Source organism: Agrobacterium sp. Ap1, assembly GCF_017313375.1.
Lineage (GTDB): Bacteria > Pseudomonadota > Alphaproteobacteria > Rhizobiales > Rhizobiaceae > Neorhizobium > Neorhizobium cellulosilyticum.
On record NZ_JAFLMY010000027.1, the window covers coordinates 1 to 19,886 of the forward strand.

Below are 19,886 nucleotides of genomic sequence, written 5' to 3' on the forward strand. Positions count from 1 at the left end.
AACCCGCCGACCACGTTTCTCTTTCTTCTCATATTCAATTGTCAAATAACCGACGATCCAAAACCCGAAAGCCTAAATCGTCACAAAAAACAGAGCCAAACCGTAACCCGGCCCTAATCAGTATTTGCTGATTATTGGATGTTTCCAAAGCGACAATCAGCTTGCTTGCCGATGCCCCGCTTCAGTGGTGCGGCTTATAAGGGCGAGGCCGCGGCGCCGTCAATGGGGAAAAGTGCGAATGTTGAGAATAAATTTATAAGAGATTGATTTGAAAAGATAATGTCCGTTCCGCCGTGTGAGGGTGATAATTTCGGCCATTTGCAAGCGCCATTCCAGGCACTTGGTCTATGCGAATGCAGTCGAAACTTTTGTATGAAAGGAAGCCCGTTTTCAGTCTTCCCTAAGCCGCGTTGAATTCGCATGAATGTCGACCACGCGATGGCTGGAATGGCAGGGCTCGAACCTGCGACCGGGCGATTAACAGTCGCCTGCTCTACCAACTGAGCTACATTCCAATGCACTTTCCTGACGCAAATGCTCGTGCCTCAGTGTTGGGACGCGCTGTCTACATGCACATCGTTTGACAATCAAGCGTCGATTTTCCCCTCGGCGTGTAGGTGTGACCATATGGGTGGAGTTGGAGGTAACGTCTGAGTTCGGGGAGAAGCACACTAGCCTGAGGCTTCGCGACGACGCGATCCCTCTCAATTGCGCAGGCAGCCGGCCAACAGTTAAAAACTCAGCGGAAGGTTCATATGAGATGCTGTCCCTCATCACATGCTGCAGCGCACGATCCAGTCTGGACAAACCCCTAGGTCCATTCTATAGGGCCATCTGTCACCACTTAGATGGTGACGCGGGTGATTAGCTCAGTTGGTAGAGCAGCTGACTCTTAATCAGCGGGTCGTAGGTTCGAGCCCTACATCACCCACCAGTCTTATTCTTTTCATCGACGTTTCAATGTTTCACGTTCTGACCGCCACGGAAACTCCAGTTCCCTGCGAACCAACCTTTGGGATCAGAGCACGAAGAGCAAAGACCTTGCGAAAGCCCGGGGGGACACTTGGGTCTCGGGTCACTTGTTACGCTCTTGATGGGACTAGAACCTCCAGCCCTCTAAAACTACATGGACATTACACCTCGTAGGACGAAAGAATACGCTTCAAGGCCGTAACGGCGCCTGGCTGGCCGTCGTCCGAATAAACGCCCAACAACACAACATCCCGGATGCCGCGTCGGACTATATCCTCCAGCACCGCAAGAAATGCAGCATGGCTCTCGTTGAACACCCGCGTGGATGCTATCGTGTCTTCGAAGGTGCGAAGGGCAATGTCGCCACTACCCTCCTCTATCCATCCATAGCCGCCGTAGAGATCATGGAGATGAACATCGGCAACGACTCCAATCTGCATCAGGCGGCAACTCCATTCATGTCACCGCGGGCAGCATCGAACAGGTCGGGACGGTCGAGATTGATGTAATCGACGCCGGCGGAAGCGATCTCGCGGTGAACAGCAATGTCATCGCCCCCGTAATAGACCATGATGTCCAGACCGGCCTTGCGGCTTGCCTCGATGATGGCAGGGCGGCGCATTTGCTCGGGTGTGATCTCGATGATCAATGCATGATGCGCTGCACCGACCAGAGAGGGAGACTTGGCGATGTTGAGCGTCATAATCTTTATTAATTCCGGTGCAATGATTTGCAGGTCGCGGCGCATTTCCTCGGAGAAGGAGAAATAGAATGTGTCGCGCACCATGCCGAGATCGCGCACCAGTGCCACGACCTGGCCGGGTCGCAATATTTCAGTTCGATATAGACACCGGCGCCACCGCGCAGATGCTCGAGATAGACATCGAGCCGCGGAAGTTGGCACCCTTGAATTGGTCATCAAACCAGCTGCCTGCATCGAGCGTGTCGATTTCGCCTGATAGATATGGCCGACCGGACTTTTGGCGTTGGTGGTGCGGTCCAGCGCTTCGTCATAGATGACATAGAGGACACCATCGGCGCTTTCGCGCACGTCGAGTTCAATATAATCGGCCCCTTGCTCCAACGCGAGATTGGCCGCAGCAAAGGTGTTTTCAGGCGCAAACTTATTTGCGCCTCGATGCGATACGATTTTGCTCACTGAAGATTCCTCTCAGTTTGCGGGTTCGAGCACGCGGGCGCGACCTGCGGCATGGTGTAAAAAATCGGCATTGAGATCGGCGATGCGATTGCCGGACGCATCGAACACGAGCGTCAGTTCGGACTTGGCTGTAATGCCCACCTTGGTGTCCGGCGCATGCCGAACCGCTTCACCATATTCAAGCGCGTGGATAATGCCTGCTGGCGTGTCGATCGTGTAAAAGACTTCACTGCCCATCGGCTCGACAGTGACTATCTCTCCATGAAATAGCGCTATCTCAGCCGACGTTAGCGTGATGTCTTCCGGGCGAAGACCGAAGGTTACGGCGCCGGAGCATTGCGCGTTGAGATCAAACGAGGCATTGACGACCTGAAGGCGACGGCCATCAGCATTGCCCTTCAGGAGGTTCATCGGCGGTGTGCCGATAAAGCCTGGCACGAACAGGTTGTTGGAACGGCGATACAGATCGTCCGGCGTGCCGATTTGGGCATTCTCGCCATTGTTCATGCAGATGATCCGATCCGCCATGGTGATCGCCTCGATCTGGTCGTGGGTAACGATCAGCGTGGTGAAACCGAGGCGTCTGGATGCTTTTCAACTCCGCCCACATGGTGATGCGCAGCGTGGCATCGAGGTTAGAGAGCGGTTCATCGAGCAGAAGAATGTTCGGCTCCTTCACCAGCGCGCGGGCAAGAGCTACGCGCTGCTGCTGGCCGCCGGAAAGACGCCGGCAAGCATAAAAAAATTTCCCACAGTGGTTGCTGACAGTATGCGCGCTTTTAAGCCCGGCGGCAGTCTTCGCTTCAGGGGCCTACGCCATGAATTTGGCAGTCCCATCACTACTCCCGATCTGGTATTTCCAGGAAAGTTAAACCGACGGCAACGAGATACGCAAACCCAGAGCGGAAGCGAACGTGAGCGCGGCATGCGCGAGCACCTTGCTCACAGCATCAAGCTGCTGGTTGCTATGGGAAACTCTCAGAAACAGTATGCCATCCTGCAGAGATCTGCCCGAAATTAGGTGCGTCGCATGGGCCAAATATGGTGTGAAAGGTGTCTTCACCAAACAAACAAGAAAACATAGCGAGCCTCACCGAGATCCGTGCGCTACTGACTTTCCGATGGTAAGGACATGACCCCGTGTATAACGGCTCCGAATTCAAGCATAAGAAATTCTGCCCTACCGGCGCCAGATCGCAAACCGGCAGGAGGACCTCCGCAACCTCGACTATCGAACTCTTGCTCCCGCCCAAATTGCCACCCCTTGAGCCATACGGCAAACCCGTGCCGTATGGCGTTCCGTCAACGGGTACATCCTGCAGGCAAGAGTCAGGCCGGGAGCGCTCCGGATTTTTTCGCCACCCATGTCGCGACATAATCCATCAGGCCGGGCGAAAGGCAGTCATAGGGCTCTAGTCCCAGCTCCTTGAGCCGGGCCCTGACACCGTCCATACGCTCCGGATTGACTCCGGATTCGATGATCGATGATACGAAAGCAGCAAAACCCGGAGGTGCCCAACCGTTTTCCTGGAACCGCTCCGGATGGATGAAATCCAGTCCCTTGAATGCGTGGTCCCGCTCGACCGGACCATACATATGAACACCGCATTGTTTGCAGGCATGTCTCTGGATGAGCGCGCTGGGATCAACCACCGCGAGCTTGTCGCCGTTTTCAAGCACCGTCACCTTATTGTGAGGCACAACGGCGACGATCGAAAAGTCGGCGCCCTTCGGCTTCCAGCATTTGGTGCAACCGCACGCGTGGTTATGTGCCACCTGCCCTTCGATCTTCACCTTCACCGGTCTGTCGGTGCACTCGCACACCAATGTGCCGCCGGAAAAGCCGGCGCCGGCGGGTTTCACGCCGCCATCCACCGCGGGATGGATGCGAACTTGAACTGCACTGTCCATTGCAAGTCTCCTCCTCTGTTTAAAATCCTGTGCCGGTTACCGGCGTCTGCCCGAAGTCTCTTCGTCTTGTGGCAAAGAACCGCTCAATAGATGACCACGCCGCGGATGCTTTCGCCCTTATGCATCAGCTCGAAGCCCTTGTTGATGTCTTCGAGCGGCATTGTGTGAGTGATCATCGGGTCGATCTGAATCTTTCCCTCCATGTACCAGTCGACGATCTTCGGCACGTCGGTGCGGCCGCGTGCGCCGCCGAAGGCAGTACCCATCCAGTTGCGGCCGGTGACCAGCTGGAACGGGCGCGTCGAGATCTCCTGGCCGGCGCCGGCAACGCCGATGATCACCGACTTGCCCCAGCCGCGATGCGACGATTCCAGCGCCTGGCGCATCACCTTCGTGTTGCCGGTGCAGTCGAACGTGTAGTCGGCACCGCCGATCAGGTCGCCATGACGCTTGGTCATGTTGACCAGATAAGGAACGATATCCTCACCGACTTCCTTCGGATTGACGAAGTGGGTCATGCCGAACTTCTCGCCCCATTCCTTGCGGTCGGGGTTGATGTCGACGCCGATGATCATGTCGGCGCCGGCAAGGCGCAGGCCCTGCAATACGTTCAGGCCAATGCCGCCGAGGCCGAAGACGATCGCGGTGGAGCCGATCTCGACCTTTGCCGTGTTGATGACGGCACCAATGCCGGTGGTCACGCCGCAGCCGATATAGCAGACCTTGTCGAAACGTGCGTCGGGATTGATCTTGGCAAGCGCGATCTCCGGCAGAACGGTGAAGTTCGCGAAGGTCGAGCAGCCCATATAGTGGTGGATCTTGTCCTTGCCGATCGAGAAGCGCGAGGTGCCGTCCGGCATCACGCCCTGGCCCTGGGTGGAGCGGATCGAGGTGCAGAGATTGGTCTTGCGCGAGGTGCAGGAATAGCACTCGCGGCATTCCGGCGTGTAGAGCGGAATGACGTGATCGCCCTTCTTCAACGAAGTGACGCCGGGGCCGACATCGACGACGATGCCGGCGCCTTCATGGCCGAGAATGGCCGGAAACAGGCCTTCCGGGTCCGCGCCCGAGAGGGTGAAATCGTCGGTGTGGCAGATCCCGGTGGCCTTGATCTCGACCAGCACTTCGCCGGCCTTCGGGCCGTCGAGCTGAACCGTCATCACTTCCAGCGGTTTACCTGCCTGAACGGCAACAGCGGCGCGGACATCCATCTTTCCCTCACTCCCCTTTGACTGTCCCTGGAACAGGCCGTTTTTCCCGGCCTCAAGCCTGCTCATGGCTTCACTGGGTAATCCTCTGATCCCGTTCGTCGAGCAGCGGCACGCCATAATCCAGCAGCAGCTTGTCGATTTTTGCCTGGTTTTCCTTGATGAACGTATTGAGTGTGCGCTTCCAGCTCTGGTCGGAGGGGCGAACTCCCATGGTGATCCGGTAGATCATGCGCTGGCCGCCCTTTTCATGGATAAGCGGCACGAGTGTCATCTGGGCACCGGATCGAGAGGCATAATAACCGGCCATCGGCCCCCAAAGGACTGCGGCGTCGATTGCCCCTGACTGCATGTCACGCATCGCCAGCTCTGCCATGGAGGGCATGGCACGCGTATCGACCATCAGCGGATAGACCTTTGCCTTCCCCATCAGCTTAGCCTTGGCCATGTTAGCCGTCGGCGGCGTACCCTCGACAACCCCGATTCGCTTGTCTTTAAGCTTCGGGTCGGCGAGCGTTTCGACCCCCGACAGATCGCCGCCCTTCCGATAGACCAGCACATAGGACGAGCGGTAATAGGCATTGGTGTTCTGCACCAACTCATCACCCTGTGCGTATCCCATGATGACATCGCAACGGTTGGCCCCGAGCGTGTTGCGTACGAAACCATTGATCGAGGGAAACCACGTATACGCGACCGATTTTCGTCCCGTCCCCTCTGCAACAATCTGTGCCAACTTGTCCTCGAAACCCTCGCCGCTTTGATCGGAAAAGGGCATGTTGGACGGATCGGCACAGACGCGCAGAACATCCGGATCGACAAGTTCTCCCGCCGCGCCAAGACCAGCCCCTTGAGCAAGAACCTGATGTGTCATGACACTCATCACTGCTGCGAAAATCGCCATCATCCATCCGCCGTGAGCGAGATTCCGCACTACCGGAAAGATGCCGGGCAGGACACCATGCTTCATCTCAGCCTCCCATACAGGAGGTTTCGTAGTCTTTCGCCCCTTGTGGTTTATCGGCCTTTTTCGGCGGACGACCGCGGGGGGCTGCACCGACCGCACGCGCCCGCAGATAGACGTAGATGTCGTCGAGATAACAGTAGACATTCTTGTTATCGCCAAAAGCCGGCATGACGTTCTCCTTGCCGCCACCGACATTTTTGCGCCCTTCCGCCACGATCGACAGGAAACTCGCATAATCCAGCCGCTTTAAGCTGTCTGCCAAGGCCGGAGCATAACTGGACCCGACGCCGTCTGGCCCATGACAGACATGACAGTCGGAATGATATCGGCGGTAGCCGCTGAACGTATACCAATCGACCGTACCGTCCGCCTGAATCTTGAAGGTTGGATTTCCGTCCTTGTCGAGAAACTTGCCATCCTCCTCGGTCACCGCCGCCGCCTTTTCCTTGTCATCATCGGCGAAGGCCATTCCGGGTGTTAGAAACGACAATGTCACGATGCCAAATGCGATAGCTGCATTGCAAAAAGCCATTGATGAACCTCACATGTGAAACATTTCGGGAGCGATGAAAAAGCCCCGCCTTAAAGCTTCCAACCAAATGAAGAAGCCTGCCCGCACAGTCATTTCGGATAATCATTCGATGCCCAGAGGGAACCTTGAGGGCCGCGCCACGCGAGCGCGACCCTTCGACGGAGGATTATTTCCGTGGTCAGTTGTCCGGGAGGCCGAATACTGTCAGCTGGCCGCCAAGCGTGGTGTAGTCGGCAAGCGCCGCATAACCGCCGACAGCACCGAGACCCGCCGTTCCGACGACGGCAGCCTCATCCTGTCCGCCGCGCCCCTGATCCACTGCACCATGCCATGCCGCAGCGTTTTCAGGAGACAGAAGACCACCGGCAAGACCGATGCCGGCCCAGCCGCCAACGCCCGAAAGCACGGCGATATACTGTTTTCCGCCATGTTCGAACGTGTTGATATTGCCGATAATGCCGGAAGGCGTCTTGAACCTGTAAAGTTCCTTGCCCTTCAGATCGACAGCCTTGATATAGCCTTCCAGCGTGCCGTAGAAGACCACGTCTCCGGCGGTTGCCAGCGCCCCGGACCAGACGGAGAACTGTTCGGGTATAGACCAGACGATCTCACCCTTGGCGGCATCCCAGGCAATGAAATTGCCCATGCCGCCATGGCTTTCCGGCGCCGGATACATCGATACGGTCGCTCCGACATAAGGCTGGCCGGCCGTATAGCTCACCTTGTAAGGCTCGTAATCCATGCAGACATGGTTGGTCGGCACGTAGAACAGCCCTGTTTTCGGTGAATAGGTCGCCGGCTGCTGATCTTTCGACCCGAGTGCTGCGGGACAAATGCCGGTAGCGTTGACGTCCTCACCATTCTGCTGCGTCGAATATTTCGCGACCACCTGTGGCCGGCCATATTGCTCGCTCTTCGGATCCATCACGACTTCCGTCGCCCAGTTGACCTTCGGATCGTATTTCTTGGCCACCAGCAACTCGCCGCTCACCCGATCCAGCGTATAGCCGAAGCCGTTTCGGTCGAGATGCACCAGAACGTCATGTTTCTTGCCCTTGACCTCCATGCCGTCGACGAGAATGTTCTCGTTGACGCCGTCATAATCCCACTCGTCATGCGGGGTCATCTGATAGAGCCATTTGGCTTTGCCCGTATCGGCATCGCGCGCCATCAAGGTCATCGACCAGCGATTGTCGCCAGGCCTTTGAACCGGGTTCCAGGTCGAGGGATTGCCGGTGCCGTAATAGATGAGGTTGGACTTCGCATCGTAGGAGAACCAGCCCCAGGTCGTACCGCCGCCGGTCTTCCACTGATCGCCTTCCCAGGTATTGATGCCGGAATCCTTACCGACCGGCTTGCCCAGATGGGTCGTTTTTTCCGGGTCGATCAGCGTTTCGGCATCAGGCCCGGTCGAATAGGCTTTCCACGCGAGCGAACCGTCCTTCAGGTTATAGGCCGCAGTCCAGCCGCGAACGCCGAATTCGGCGCCGGAAATGCCGATCAGCACCTTGTCCTTGACCACAAGCGGCGCAGCCGTGCCGGATTCGCCCTTGCCGCCATCGATCTGATCGCCATTCTTCACCGACCACACGACCTTGCCGGTCTTGGCATCGAGCGCCACAACCGTCGTATCGGCCTGGTTCAGAATGATCTTGCCGTCACCATAGGCGACCCCGCGGTTGACGGTGTCGCAGCACATGATGCCGATGACGTTCGGGTCCTGCTTGGGTTCGTATTTCCAGAGGATCTTGCCGTCATTCTTCAGGTCCAGCGCATAGACGATATTCGGGAATGGCGTGTGAATATACATCACGTCGCCGATGACCAGCGGTCCACCCTCATGGCCTCTGAGGACGCCGGTGGAAAAGGTCCATTTCACCTGTAGGTTCTTGACGTTGCCCGCAGTGATCTCCTTGAGTTCCGAATAACGATGGTTGCCATAGTTGCCGGTCGGCATCGCCCAGTTTTTCGGGTCTTTGGCAAGCTTGGTCAGGTCGTCGTTGGCGAAAGCCGCCCCGGAAAACCCCGTGGCCAGAACGCCCGCGGTCGCCAGTGGTAGAAATAGATTTCGTGCAATGTTGGAATTGACAGGTATCCGCATGTGAAATCCTCCCGATGCTTATTATCCACGCACGGTTCGTCGTCGCGAACCGTCGCATGCTCCAGCGCAGCCAAGTGATTTTCTCAATGTGCGGGAAACGTTTCCGTCAGCGTGTCACGGCAAAAGGATGGGCCAAGGGCACCTTTACTGCCCACCCGATAGGCCTGCGGATCTTGCCTCTCCCAAAAACAAGACCTTGAAGCCGGAAACCGTTTAAAAGATAGGGTATTACATTAATCGCGGCAAGTGTATTATTTGCACTGACTTGATCTATAATTGAATTTGCTGCTCTGCGACATATTTTACTGCAAATGCTCAGGAGTATTACTTAGATAAAACAAATGATAATTTGAAGATGATTGCGGAATTATCTTTGAGCATTGGGAGTACAACGCCATGAACAAGGAAGGTTTTTGATGTTTATCAGAATTTTTCAGCTCTCAATCTTCTTCGTTGCACTCTGCTTCACCACAATCTCCCTGGCGCGGGACGATTACCCGACGGTTGCAATAGTCGATTATGTCCACGGTTGCATGAAAGCGAACGGCGAAACGCGAAACGCACTCCAAAGTTGTTCTTGCTCAATCGATGTCATCTCGTCGATCGTACCCTATGAGCGTTACGAGGCGGCCGAGACTTTTATGAGCCTGGGCCTGCAGACGGGCGAGCGAGGTGTACTTTTCCGACAGGGAGCTGTGGCGAAATCGGCCGTTTCCGAGCTGCGACGCGCTCAGGCGGAGGCGGACGTTCGCTGTTTCTGACCGTGTTGACAATTCGCTAGCGGCTGGAAAATCAGACCTTGCGACCCTTATCCGGAAAGGCGCATTTCCAGCGTACAATTCTTACCGCAGGGTGCTGTCCCGACCATTTCGCGATTTCCGCCGGCGCCAGGATCATGCATTGGAACAGCGAACCGCGGCTCTCGAAAAGCAGATGCTCATTGCGGCAATCGCTGAGATTGGCCAACAGACACACCGTCAGGACAAGATCGACTATGTTCATCGCAAGCCCCTCTCCTGCATCATGTGGACCGCGATTTTGTCGGCCTGCAGGGGCCGTCAGCAGGCTACAGAATACGCTTACCCGAAAAAGCCGTCAATCAGACATGCCGAACGTACGAAATCTCTAATGCAACCTTATTTTGCATACGACCTGATTTCGGGATGTTGACTTAGCGTTATGACTAACTACCCTTGCGTGTGCAGGCGTGGTGTCGAACCAAGTTACCCGTCACCGCTCATGCTTTTGGGAGGATCTCTATGCGTGCCATCTGTTATATTGGCGCCATCGGCCTTGTGTTGCCGATGGCGGGCTATGCCTTTGGCCAGGATGCGGCTGCGGGTGAAAAGGTATTTGCGAAATGCAAGGCCTGTCATGTCTCCGATACCGATCAGAACAAGATAGGCCCTTCTCTGAAAGGGCTGCTCGGACGAACGGCAGGATCCCATGAGGGCTTCAAATATTCGGCGGCCATGAGCGATGCCGGCAAGGGCGGCATGGTGTGGGATGAAGCGACACTCACCACCTATCTTCATGACCCTAAAGGCGTCGTCAAAGGCACCAAGATGGCGTTCGTCGGGCTGAAGGCGGACAAGGACGTGGCCGATGTCATCGCATATCTGAAGCAATTTTCGCCGTGACATCTGGTGTTGGCGGCCCGACCCGCTTCACTGAGCGAGCGAGGCCTCGGCAAGCGTTTTGACCAGCGCATACAGCCGCTGCTCTATCAACGTCGGCACCTCGCAGACATAAGTGAGCGACTGGACGCGTTCCTGGAAGATGCGCGTCTGGAACATCAACTGGTCGCTGCGCAGCGTCACCTGGTTCTGGTCCACATCCGGCTTTGCCCGCATGGCATCAAGCGCAGAGCCTTCCCGACGAAGGCTGGCCGCCAAATCACGCTGGCGTTGCGCATAACGGGCGATGCCGGAGATGACATGGCTGCGCTCGCCATTCATCTTGTCGAACAGCCCCTGTATCAGCATGGCAATATGTTGTGGCCGCTCGTCTGTCGGCAGCATGTTGCGATAGGCTTTGATCTTCTCCTGCGCTTCCGGCAGCGGAAGGCGCCGTGCAGCGAGATCATCCACCAGTTCCGACACCACCTCGTCCTTCGACCAGTCTGCGGCCTGTGGCGGCAGCTCTGGGCCGGTCCAGATCTGGCCGATTGACAGTTCGGGCACCTTGCGCTGGATGCAGGGCCAGTCCGGATCGTCTCCTTGAGCGGAGAAAGCCGGCGATGACAATGCTGCATACCCCAAGGTCACAGCAGCGATCGGAACACGTATGATCGGCAGCATCAGCCATTACCTCCTGTATCCCTTTTGCGGCTCAACAGTCCTTTGGCAGGATCATAGGCGAGGATGGCGCCGCCGAGAAAAAGCACCGTGAAACCGCAGACGACCGCGAGCGACGTCCAGTCGATCCGGCCGTAAAGCGCGAAGCGGATCAGTTCCACCGCATAGGTAAAAGGGTTCGCCTGGCAGATATGGAAGAGAGGTGGGCTGGATTCCTGAATTCGCCAGAGCGGATAGAGCGCCGAGGATGCAAAATACATCGGAAAGATCACGAAATTCATGATGCCCGCAAAGTTCTCCAGCTGGCGGATCATCGAGGATAGCAGCATGCCGAGCGAACACAGCATCATACCGGCCAGAACCAATGCCGGCAGAACCAGCAGGTAACCGATCACCGGCGGCTTGACGCTCCAGAACCAGGCGATGGCGAGAAACACATAGACCTGCAACACCGAGACGGCGACACCAGCGAGAAGTTTCGAGACCAGCAGAAACCAGCGCGGAAACGGGCTGACGAGCAGGGTGCGCATGTTGCCCATCTCGCGATCATAGACCATGGAAAGCGACGACTGCATGCCGGAAAACAACAGGATCATGCCGCAGAGCCCCGGCGTGATATAGACCTCATAGAGAACATAGGTTTTGTAAGGCGGGATGATCGATACCCCCAGAACCTGGCGAAAGCCGGCGGCAAAGACGAACAGCCACAGAAGCGGCCGCACCAGCGAGGAGACGAAACGTTCGCGCTGATTGAGGAAACGCAGGCCCTCGCGAAGCATGATGCCGGTGAGGCAGGCGGCGTATTGAGCGAAGCCAAAGCCGCGTGATGAGCCGCCGGAAAAGGTGTCGGTTTGGGCCGGAATGCTCATCGCACCACTCCGACCAACGGAGCCATCGCTTCAACCTCGCCGTTTGCGGCAAGGTCGCTCTTCCCCTCAATCGCCGCTGCGGTAACCACGCTCAACCCGGAACGCGAAGCTCCACTCGTCAAACCCGCGAAAGCACCGCCGATATCCCTCGCCCCCGACTGACGCACCACATCCGCAACCGCCCCCGCCACCAGCACGCGTCCCTTGTCGAGGATCACCACATCGTCGGCCCGATCAACCTCGTCGATCAGATGCGTTGCCCAAAATACGCTCAAACCGGTCTGCTTCACCAGCACCCGGATTGCCGCCAGGATGTCGGAGCGCGATCGGATATCCAGGCCAACCGTCGCCTCGTCAAGCAGGAGCAGGGATGGCCGATGCAACAGCGCACGCACGATTTCCACACGCCGCATCTGTCCGCCGGAAAGGTTGCGTGCTTTGTCATGCAGCCGGTCAGCCATGTCGACCTGCGCCAGAAGCTCCCTGATCCGCACCATTGCATCCCGCCTGCCGATGCCATGCAGCGCCGCGTGATAGGCGAGGTTCTGGCCGACGGAGAGGTCGAGATCGAGCGTGCGCGCCTGAAAGACGATGCCAAGCCGGCGCAGGGCTTCGCCCGGTTCGCGCCTGATATCCCGGCCAAATACGCGGATCGATCCGTGACGGGTGTCGTAAAGGTGGCTGACCAGCGAAAACAACGTTGTCTTGCCGGCACCATTCAGACCCAGCAGAACGGTAAAGCTACCTGCGGGAAGGGAGAAGGAGACGGCATCGAGCGCTTTCTTCTGCCCATAGGAATGGCTGACCATGGCAACCTCCAGCGCCATGGCTTGTGCTAGGCCGCCCTCGTCTTTGACACCGTGCATCATGTTTCCTCCCACGCTCGCTGCTGCGCCGGCCTGACGCCACACAAACTCATTTTCCTATTTGATAGTAATCGTCCCCTTCATTCCCTTGTCGGCGAGATCCGGCACTGACCATGTGTAACTGCCGGGACGAACAGCGGTGAATTGCACCTGCATCGTGCCTTCGCTGTCGAATTCGAGCCACGCCGGCGCGCCGTTCATATGGACCTCTAGATCGTTGATGACGATCTGGTTCATCCAGACATTGCGGAACAGGTCGGTGACGAATTTGTACTCAAGGCCCGCCGCAGAAGTGATCTTCCAGCGATAGCCCTGCCCCGCCACCAGCTCGAAATCCTTGCGGTTGACGGCAAAACTGTCCTTTGCCGAGCCGAGGATCAGTTCCGGAACATCCTTGCTCGCCCGCGTCACCTTTTCCGTCGAAGCCGCCTTGGCAGTCGTCTTGGCAGTCGTCTTGTCGTCGTCATCATCATCCTTGTCCTGCGCAAAGCCGACGCCCACAGACAGAAACACAGCCGCCAAGGCGACCAACCCCAATGTCCGATAATCCAGCATACTTTCCTCCTCCCGTTATCCCGATTTCCTAATTTGGCGAAACCACCACGCCCCACGGCATCGCTCCCACCGTCACCGATTGCACCGGTTCGTCGCTCGCCACGTCGATGAAAGTAATGTCGTTGGAAACGCCATTGGTGCTGATGATCGTCTTCTGGTCCGGTGTGAAAGCGAGCTGCCACACGCGCTGGCCGACCAGCACATATTTCTTCACCTTGTAGGTGGCCGTATCGACCACCGCGACGCGGTTGGCCGGTCCCAGCGCCACATAGGCTTTCTTGCCATCGGCGGTGATGCGCACGCCGACCGGCTGGATCGCTTCGGAGCGCAGGCCGGCGATCTCGAAAGTGATCTTCTGCTTCACTTCCCGGCTGGCATTGTCGATGACCGAAACCGTACCGCCGATCTCCGCACTCACCCACACTTCCGATCCGTCCGGTTTGAATTCGGCGAAACGCGGCCGCGCATCCACCAGCACGTTATGGGTGATCTCATGGCTGTCGGTATCGATGAAATGCGCCATGTTCGTCGTCTCCGACGTGTTGACCATGGTCTTGCCGTCGGGACTGATGCCCATGCCCTCCGGCTCCACGCCGACGGGGATTTCCGCCAGCACATTGCGGCTTTCGATGTCGATGACGGTGACCAGATTGTCGTCCTCGTTAGCGACATAAAGCGTTTTGCCATCCGGCGAGAGAACGAACAGTTCCGGGTCCGGCCCGGAGGGAAGCGTGTCGACGATCTGGAGCGTCTCGGTATCGATCACCTCGATCGTGTCGTCATCGCTGGCGCAGAGATAGATGAACCTGCCGTCGTGCGAGATGGTGATGCCGCGCGGCCGCTGCCCGACGGGAAGTGTTTTCACCACAGTCCCGGTTGCCGTGTCGACAACGGTCACCGTATTGTCCTTCTCGTTCGACACATAGGCCATGAAGGCTTCGGCCGGCTGTGCGCCCATCAGTCCGCCGCATAGCAGCGAAGCAAACGTAATGGCGACTGAAGTCGGTCTTTTCTGCATATCAGCCCCTCCCAAGGCTCCTCTGTTGTCACCTCATTTCAGCACGCACCTCGTCTCCGGCTTATCGACGCCCAATGTATCGAGTTCGGAGAACTGATGCAGAAATCCCTCCTGCGGTGAGGTCGACACCACCGATCGTCCATCGCCGAGGAAGATTGGCTGCCTCAACTGCCAATTCCAGCGCCGAAAGGTCAGCTTCTGCCCCTTGAAGGCTGCAATGGAGAATTCGTCGGAACGGATAAAACCGACGATCTCGGCCGGATCGGCACTGCGCGTACGCGTTGCCGCCTCGCCGACGATGCGTGCTGCCGTCCAAGCAGACATATCCTTCGATAGCATCCGCCGTCCCGTGGCCTTGAGAAAACGATTCTGGATTTGTGTGCCGCCCCATTGCTCGCTGGCCGGATGCCAGGCGGAAGGCATCAGCCCTGCGGTGCCGGCCACCGGTCGTGGCTGCCAGGTGCGAAACGGCACATAGGTGCCGAAAACCTCGCTTTCATCGGCGACCAGCAGAACATCATGCTCGGCCAGCCCCTGCGTAAACACCGGCATTTGCCGCTGGATCTGCACCACGCCGCTATCGGTTCGTCGCGCCGTACCGGTATCGGCAAATTCTTTTTCCGCGACAATCTCCGCGCCGAACCGCTCGGCCGCCCGGCGCAAAGCGTCGACAAACAGCCGGTCACCTTCATGCGAACCATAAATCAGCGCCCAGCGCCGCCATTGTTTCCAGATCAGGTATTGCGCCAGTCCGTCTGCCAGCATGCTGCGCGTCGGTGCCGTATGAAAGACGTTTGCGCGGCAATCCTCTTCCCGCAACCGGTCGTCCGTGGCGCCGACATTGAAGACGATTATTCCTTTGGCCTGGGCTGCATCCGCCAGCGCCAGAAGCTGCCCTGCGGAAAGATCTGCAAGAATTGTCGAGATCCCCTTGCCCACCATCGCGTCGAAAACGGCAAGCACGTCTGAATCCGGCTTCACCTCGACCACATCGAGCGAGAATTTCTGTCCCAGAAAACGACCTGTCGTGTTGTTGTCGGATATGGCGACGCTCGCGCCCGCCACCCCTTCGTCGCGCGGTGGTACATCGAGAACTGACAGCGCCAGTTGCGGCGCATAGGCGCGAATGTAGCCGAGCCTGACTTTGTATACCTCAGGTTCAGGCAGCACCTGACCTGCTGTTCCGGGTTTGGATGAAGCTTGTGCGCGAACCTCTGCGAGAGGCAAAACCGCAAGAAAAATTGAAATGAGTAAAAAGACGAAAACAGCCACCACACATCCTATATGCTCGCAAAAGAACACACATCTCCGATACTGTTCGGATCTGCCATGGATTATCGGTGCCTTGGTCAGATTAGCGCAGACGCATCGGATTACAACCTGTAAATGTGAAGCTGTCTCTAAACTTCGCATTCATCTACAGTTGTACATCGCAGGATTGCGCGTATGATGATCTTGGCCGAAGAGGCCCTTTATGAGGAGGAGAAACTTATGAAGAAGATCTGGAAGAAACCGACGATGTGCACCGTCCCCGTCGGAATGGAAATGTCACGATACTTTCCCGCACAACTTCCGTCGAAAAAATAAGCAGTTAAAGCAGCCTCATCCGGAGCCCGGATGGGGCGTCTTTCAGATATGATATTGAGCCGTGGCGAGATTTCGTCAGGGGAAGGGTTTCATGTACCTGAAGGTTGTGGGGTCCGCCGCCGGAGGTGGCTTCCCCCAGTGGAACTGTAATTTTCATTTGAGCCGCGATGCCCGAAAAGGCGTGGAAAACATCCGCCCCAGAACCCAATCGAGTCTTGCCGCTAGCGCCGACGAAGCGCGGTGGGTGCTGTTCAACGCGTCGCCGGATATCCGACAGCAGATTGCAGCGACGCCGGAACTGCAGCCGGCCGAAAACGCCCCACCGCGTTCCACCCCAATCTCCGCCGTGGTGCTGACGAATGCGGATGTCGATCATATTGCCGGTCTGCTCAACCTGCGGGAGCGGGAGCGGTTCGTCATCTATGCCACGGCACGCGTTCTTGCGGTGCTGGAGCAGAATGCGATCTTCAACGTGGTCGATCCGGCCTTGGTCGAGCGTCGTGAACTGAAGTTGCATGAAATCTCTCCCATTCTGGACTGGCAGAACAGGCCAACCGGCATTTCGGTGGAAGCATTCGCGGTGCCCGGCAAGATTGCCCTTTTTCTGGAAGATCAGGCCAAGGCCGAACAAGGTTTCGGGACCGAAGAGGGCGATACGATCGGCCTGAAGATCACGTCTGGAAACGCCGTGTCGGCCGTCTTTTACATTCCTAGCTGCGCCCGTATCGACGGCGACCTCAGACAGCGCCTGGATCAGGCCTCATGCCTTCTCTTCGATGGAACAGTTTACACCGATGACGAGATGCTGACCTCCGGGGTCGGCTCGAAAACCGGACAACGCATGGGCCACCTGCATATTTCCGGCGATGACGGCTCGATGCATGCTCTGTCCGATCTTGCGATCGGACGGCGGATCTATGTGCATATCAACAACACCAATCCCATCCTGGACAATCGTTCGCCCGAAGCGGCGGCAGTGCACAAAGGCGGCTGGGAAATTGGATACGACGGAATGGAGATCCGCCTGTGAACGAGTTCGCCGATGCCGCACACAATGGACTGACAGCGGATGAACTTGAGGGCATCCTGCGCGAAATCGGCCTTTCCCGTTATCACAACCGCCACCCGCTGCATCACATGATGACCTCGGGCCAGCTTTCGAAGGGGCAGTTACGGGCCTGGGCGCTAAACCGCTATTGTTATCAGGCTGTTATCCCCCGCAAGGACGCGATGATCCTGTCGCATGCGGAAGATCCCGCGTTTCGGGCCGAATGGCGAAAGCGGATAGAGGATCACGACGGCAGTGACGGCTGGAATGGCGGCATTGCCCGATGGCTCAAACTTGCAACTGGGCTCGGACTTGATCGGGATTTTGTGGCGAGCCAGCAGGGCGCACTGCCGGCCACCCGCTTCGCCGTCGGCGCATATCTGTCCTTCTGTACCGATAAAAGCCTACTGGAGGCGGTGGCGTCTTCCCTGACCGAGCTTTTTTCACCCGTCATCATCGGCGAGCGGGTTCCCGCCATGCTCGCGAAGTATGATTACGTCACCGAGGATATTCTCGAATATTTCAAGCCGAGGCCGGTGCAGGCTTCGCGTGATGCCGATTATGCGCTCGCCTATGTGCGACAACATGCTCATACGCCCGAAAAACAGCAGGCGGTGATCAATGCGCTCGTCTTCAAATGCGATCTACTCTGGGCCATGCTCGACGCATTGGAACAGGCTTACGGCGATCACGGCCACATTCCGCCGGGCGCCTTTGATCCGAAACAGCCATGATGAGACCGCAAAGGCAGCGCATCGTACTTTCTTCCGGGTCGACACCGACGCTGAAGCCGCATGTGCGGCTGCAATATGACACGGTACGGCAGGCTTGGGCTTTGCTGTCGCCGGAAAAGGTGTTCTGGCCGGATGAGGTGAGCCTCGATATTCTCAACCTCTGTGACGGCACGCATTCGGTGACCCAGATCCTGGAGGAACTGTCGATGCAATATGACGCATCCATCGAAGACATAACTTCCGACGTCCAAACCTTTCTGCAGGACTGGTCGGACCGTTCGCTGGTGACGTTATGACCGAAGCGGTTCTTCCCCCGATCGGCATGCTGGCCGAGTTGACGCATCGATGTCCGCTTCAATGCGCCTATTGTTCGAACCCGCTCGAACTTCTGAAGGCAAACCGTGAAATGGCAACGGAAGACTGGCTGTCCCTGTTCGACCAGGCTACCGATCTCGGCGTGCTCCAGATCCATCTGTCAGGAGGTGAACCGACCCTACGGCCGGATCTCGAAACTCTGGTCCGCCGCCTGAGCGATCGCGGCGTCTATACAAACCTGATCACCGCCGGCGTCGGTATTCGTGAAGGACGGATCGACGATCTGGCGAAAGCCGGGCTGGATCATGTCCAGATCAGTTTTCAAGGCGCTGTCGCCGCCACCACCGAAAAGATCGGCAATTATCGCGATGCGCATGTCAAGAAGATCGGGACAGCCGAACAGGTGCGTGCAGCTGGCCTGCCCTTGACGATCAATGCTCCTATCCACCGCCACAATATCGATGAGATCCCGGCCTTCATCGAACTGGCGCTCGAACTTGACGCCGAGAGGCTGGAGATCGCCAATGTTCAATATGCCGGCTGGGCGCTTCTCAACCGCAATACCCTGATGCCGGACCGTGCCGCCGTGGAACACCAGGTGAATGTCGTGCAGGAAGCGCAGGAACGGCTTCACGGCATTCTCGCTATCGATTTCGTCACACCCGATTATTTTGCGGTTTACCCCAAGCCCTGCATGGGCGGCTGGGCACACGACGCCTTCATGGTGGCGCCGGACGGCACTGTTCTTCCGTGTCATGCGGCTGGCACCATACCCGGTCTCGTTTTCGACCGTTTCGGCGAAAAAAGCCTGACCGACATCTGGCACGGTTCCCCGGCATTCGACGCCTTTCGAGGCACGGACTGGATGGCAGAGCCTTGCCGCACCTGCGACCGCAAGGAAATAGACTGGGGCGGCTGTCGCTGTCAGGCGATGGCGATTGCAGGAAACGCTGCCGCCACCGATCCCGCCTGCATCAAATCTCCATTGCACGCGCGCATGGCAGCCTTGATCGAGGAAGCAACGGCGCCCGGAGGGGATGCCTTCCACTATCGCCGGATAGGACGCGGTATGGCTGACCACGCACCCGACACCACCGAGGCAGTAGGCACCGAACTGAGATACTAGCCCTCTGCATGTAAATTGAGGTGCACAGGAATTTTGGGCCAGCGGAAGCTGAACTTTTGCGAGATTGTTAGGGCAGACGTGCCTGCGGAAAGGCAGGAGAGTACATAATATTTTTCGCTCCGGATGGCGCCGATCGGGCTTTCGCGAGGAGGATCGATCTTATTCCGGGAATATTGGTTGCGGAGGCAGGCTTCGACCTCTGCCATAAGACCGGGTTGCCTTTGTGTTCCCTCGGCTCTGGGGGTAAGGACGATTTCCCTGATGAGTGAGCGGAGAGCTTCCGCCGCCTGCCTGCCGCCGTCCGGGTCGCTGAGAATGTCGGACTGACGCTCAACGCGGCGGCAGTAGAAGTCGGCGAGATTAAGGTTAATATCCGGCATGTCCGCCGGCACTCGCCCAAGGCGGGCGACGATCTCCGCCTTCTATCGCTCAAGGTCGTCCATGCGGGCTTTCAAGGACGGCTGGTCACGCCGTCCTCGATGGCCGCAATGATGCCGGCGATGGCCTTCTCGACCTTGGCGAGCGACTTCCGATCGTTCTGCGCCTGCGCGCGGCGATCCCGGATCAGCCGGTTCATTTCCTCCGTGTATGCTTTGACGGCCTCCGGAAAACTCGCTGCGG

At 57.5% G+C, this 19,886-nt stretch carries 21 protein-coding genes, 2 tRNA genes and 2 pseudogenes; 7 read left to right on the forward strand and 18 right to left on the reverse strand.

Annotation, left to right across the window (positions count from 1 at the left end; translation table 11 throughout):
* Positions 1–439 precede the first annotated feature (439 nt).
* Positions 440–515, reverse strand: a tRNA-Asn gene (locus tag JZX87_RS27135).
* A gap of 343 nt (positions 516–858) precedes the next feature.
* Here JZX87_RS27135 and JZX87_RS27140 point away from each other — a divergent pair.
* A tRNA-Lys gene (locus tag JZX87_RS27140) sits at positions 859–934 on the forward strand.
* 199 nt (positions 935–1,133) lie between these two features.
* Here the strand turns inward: JZX87_RS27140 and JZX87_RS31185 are convergent.
* From JZX87_RS31185 to JZX87_RS27180, 8 genes and pseudogenes are all read right to left on the reverse strand, one after another.
* Complete coding sequence (locus tag JZX87_RS31185) at positions 1,134–1,412, reverse strand: hypothetical protein (RefSeq protein WP_286195101.1); 279 nt, start codon at positions 1,410–1,412, stop codon at positions 1,134–1,136.
* Positions 1,412–2,131: pseudogene (ugpQ, locus tag JZX87_RS27150) on the reverse strand (glycerophosphodiester phosphodiesterase). Before ugpQ ends, JZX87_RS31185 begins: the two are co-directional and overlap by 1 nt.
* A 12-nt stretch (positions 2,132–2,143) precedes the next feature.
* Positions 2,144–2,858 (reverse strand): annotated as a pseudogene (locus JZX87_RS27155) (ABC transporter ATP-binding protein); the annotation flags it as partial.
* Positions 2,859–3,460: 602 nt separating this feature from the next.
* Positions 3,461–4,042, reverse strand: a complete 582-nt coding sequence (gene gfa / locus JZX87_RS27160; RefSeq protein ID WP_206828968.1) for an S-(hydroxymethyl)glutathione synthase — start codon at positions 4,040–4,042, stop codon at positions 3,461–3,463.
* 83 nt (positions 4,043–4,125) lie between these two features.
* Complete coding sequence (locus JZX87_RS27165) at positions 4,126–5,253, reverse strand: S-(hydroxymethyl)glutathione dehydrogenase/class III alcohol dehydrogenase (protein ID WP_206829005.1); 1,128 nt, start codon at positions 5,251–5,253, stop codon at positions 4,126–4,128.
* A gap of 70 nt (positions 5,254–5,323) precedes the next feature.
* Positions 5,324–6,157: a substrate-binding domain-containing protein gene (locus tag JZX87_RS27170; protein ID WP_206829006.1), complete on the reverse strand. Its 834-nt coding sequence runs from the start codon at positions 6,155–6,157 to the stop codon at positions 5,324–5,326.
* 64 nt (positions 6,158–6,221) lie between these two features.
* Positions 6,222–6,749, reverse strand: coding sequence for a c-type cytochrome, methanol metabolism-related (locus tag JZX87_RS27175; RefSeq protein WP_206828969.1), 528 nt, complete (start codon positions 6,747–6,749; stop codon positions 6,222–6,224).
* A 178-nt stretch (positions 6,750–6,927) separates the two neighbouring features.
* Positions 6,928–8,850: a methanol/ethanol family PQQ-dependent dehydrogenase gene (locus JZX87_RS27180; RefSeq protein ID WP_206828970.1), complete on the reverse strand. Its 1,923-nt coding sequence runs from the start codon at positions 8,848–8,850 to the stop codon at positions 6,928–6,930.
* Between the two features lie 416 nt (positions 8,851–9,266).
* Between JZX87_RS27180 and JZX87_RS27185 the strand changes: the two genes are divergently transcribed.
* On the forward strand, positions 9,267–9,611 hold the full coding sequence (locus tag JZX87_RS27185; protein ID WP_286195103.1) for a hypothetical protein: 345 nt from the start codon (positions 9,267–9,269) through the stop codon (positions 9,609–9,611).
* A 31-nt stretch (positions 9,612–9,642) separates the two neighbouring features.
* Here JZX87_RS27185 and JZX87_RS27190 read toward each other — a convergent pair whose 3' ends face one another.
* Positions 9,643–9,852, reverse strand: a complete 210-nt coding sequence (locus JZX87_RS27190; protein WP_206828971.1) for a hypothetical protein — start codon at positions 9,850–9,852, stop codon at positions 9,643–9,645.
* Positions 9,853–10,109: 257 nt separating this feature from the next.
* On the opposite strand from JZX87_RS27190, the gene JZX87_RS27195 reads away from it, so the two are divergent.
* Positions 10,110–10,490 carry a c-type cytochrome gene (locus JZX87_RS27195; RefSeq protein WP_183827948.1) on the forward strand — a complete coding sequence of 127 codons (381 nt, stop codon included), beginning with the start codon at positions 10,110–10,112 and terminating at the stop codon, positions 10,488–10,490.
* Between the two features lie 27 nt (positions 10,491–10,517).
* Here JZX87_RS27195 and JZX87_RS27200 read toward each other — a convergent pair whose 3' ends face one another.
* The 6 genes from JZX87_RS27200 to JZX87_RS27225 are packed head-to-tail and all read right to left on the reverse strand — an operon-like array spanning position 10,518 to position 15,625.
* Entirely contained in the window at positions 10,518–11,150 is a 633-nt protein-coding gene (locus JZX87_RS27200) for a hypothetical protein (RefSeq protein WP_206828972.1), read from the reverse strand.
* Positions 11,150–12,016: a lanthanide ABC transporter permease protein PedC gene (locus JZX87_RS27205; protein WP_206828973.1), complete on the reverse strand. Its 867-nt coding sequence runs from the start codon at positions 12,014–12,016 to the stop codon at positions 11,150–11,152. The genes JZX87_RS27200 and JZX87_RS27205 overlap by 1 nt, the downstream gene beginning before the upstream one ends.
* Entirely contained in the window at positions 12,013–12,882 is an 870-nt protein-coding gene (locus tag JZX87_RS27210; RefSeq protein WP_206829008.1) for a lanthanide ABC transporter ATP-binding protein PedB/LutE, read from the reverse strand. Before JZX87_RS27210 ends, JZX87_RS27205 begins: the two co-directional genes overlap by 4 nt.
* 57 nt (positions 12,883–12,939) lie before the next feature.
* Entirely contained in the window at positions 12,940–13,437 is a 498-nt protein-coding gene (locus JZX87_RS27215; RefSeq protein WP_206828974.1) for a cupredoxin domain-containing protein, read from the reverse strand.
* A 28-nt stretch (positions 13,438–13,465) separates the two neighbouring features.
* The gene (locus JZX87_RS27220; RefSeq protein ID WP_206828975.1) at positions 13,466–14,455 is read right to left on the reverse strand and encodes a YVTN family beta-propeller repeat protein; all 990 of its coding nucleotides are present in this window, start codon (positions 14,453–14,455) and stop codon (positions 13,466–13,468) included.
* Between the two features lie 33 nt (positions 14,456–14,488).
* Complete coding sequence (locus tag JZX87_RS27225; protein WP_404946550.1) at positions 14,489–15,625, reverse strand: lanthanide ABC transporter ABC transporter substrate-binding protein PedA1; 1,137 nt, start codon at positions 15,623–15,625, stop codon at positions 14,489–14,491.
* A gap of 508 nt (positions 15,626–16,133) precedes the next feature.
* Between JZX87_RS27225 and pqqB the strand changes: the two genes are divergently transcribed.
* From pqqB to pqqE, 4 genes are read left to right on the forward strand one after another with little or no spacing between them, the layout of a single operon-like run.
* Positions 16,134–17,072, forward strand: a complete 939-nt coding sequence (gene pqqB / locus JZX87_RS27230) for a pyrroloquinoline quinone biosynthesis protein PqqB (protein WP_206828977.1) — start codon at positions 16,134–16,136, stop codon at positions 17,070–17,072.
* Entirely contained in the window at positions 17,069–17,824 is a 756-nt protein-coding gene (gene pqqC, locus JZX87_RS27235; protein WP_206828978.1) for a pyrroloquinoline-quinone synthase PqqC, read from the forward strand. Before pqqB ends, pqqC begins: the two co-directional genes overlap by 4 nt.
* Complete coding sequence (pqqD, locus tag JZX87_RS27240; protein WP_286195106.1) at positions 17,821–18,120, forward strand: pyrroloquinoline quinone biosynthesis peptide chaperone PqqD; 300 nt, start codon at positions 17,821–17,823, stop codon at positions 18,118–18,120. Before pqqC ends, pqqD begins: the two co-directional genes overlap by 4 nt.
* Positions 18,117–19,265: a pyrroloquinoline quinone biosynthesis protein PqqE gene (gene pqqE / locus JZX87_RS27245; protein ID WP_206828979.1), complete on the forward strand. Its 1,149-nt coding sequence runs from the start codon at positions 18,117–18,119 to the stop codon at positions 19,263–19,265. The genes pqqD and pqqE overlap by 4 nt, the downstream gene beginning before the upstream one ends.
* On the opposite strand, the gene JZX87_RS27250 is transcribed toward pqqE, so the two are convergent.
* On the reverse strand, positions 19,262–19,645 hold the full coding sequence (locus tag JZX87_RS27250) for a hypothetical protein (RefSeq protein WP_206828980.1): 384 nt from the start codon (positions 19,643–19,645) through the stop codon (positions 19,262–19,264). The genes pqqE and JZX87_RS27250 overlap by 4 nt on opposite strands.
* Before the next feature lie 71 nt (positions 19,646–19,716).
* Positions 19,717–19,842 carry a hypothetical protein gene (locus JZX87_RS31555; RefSeq protein ID WP_286195109.1) on the reverse strand — a complete coding sequence of 42 codons (126 nt, stop codon included), beginning with the start codon at positions 19,840–19,842 and terminating at the stop codon, positions 19,717–19,719.
* Positions 19,843–19,886: the final 44 nt, after the last annotated feature.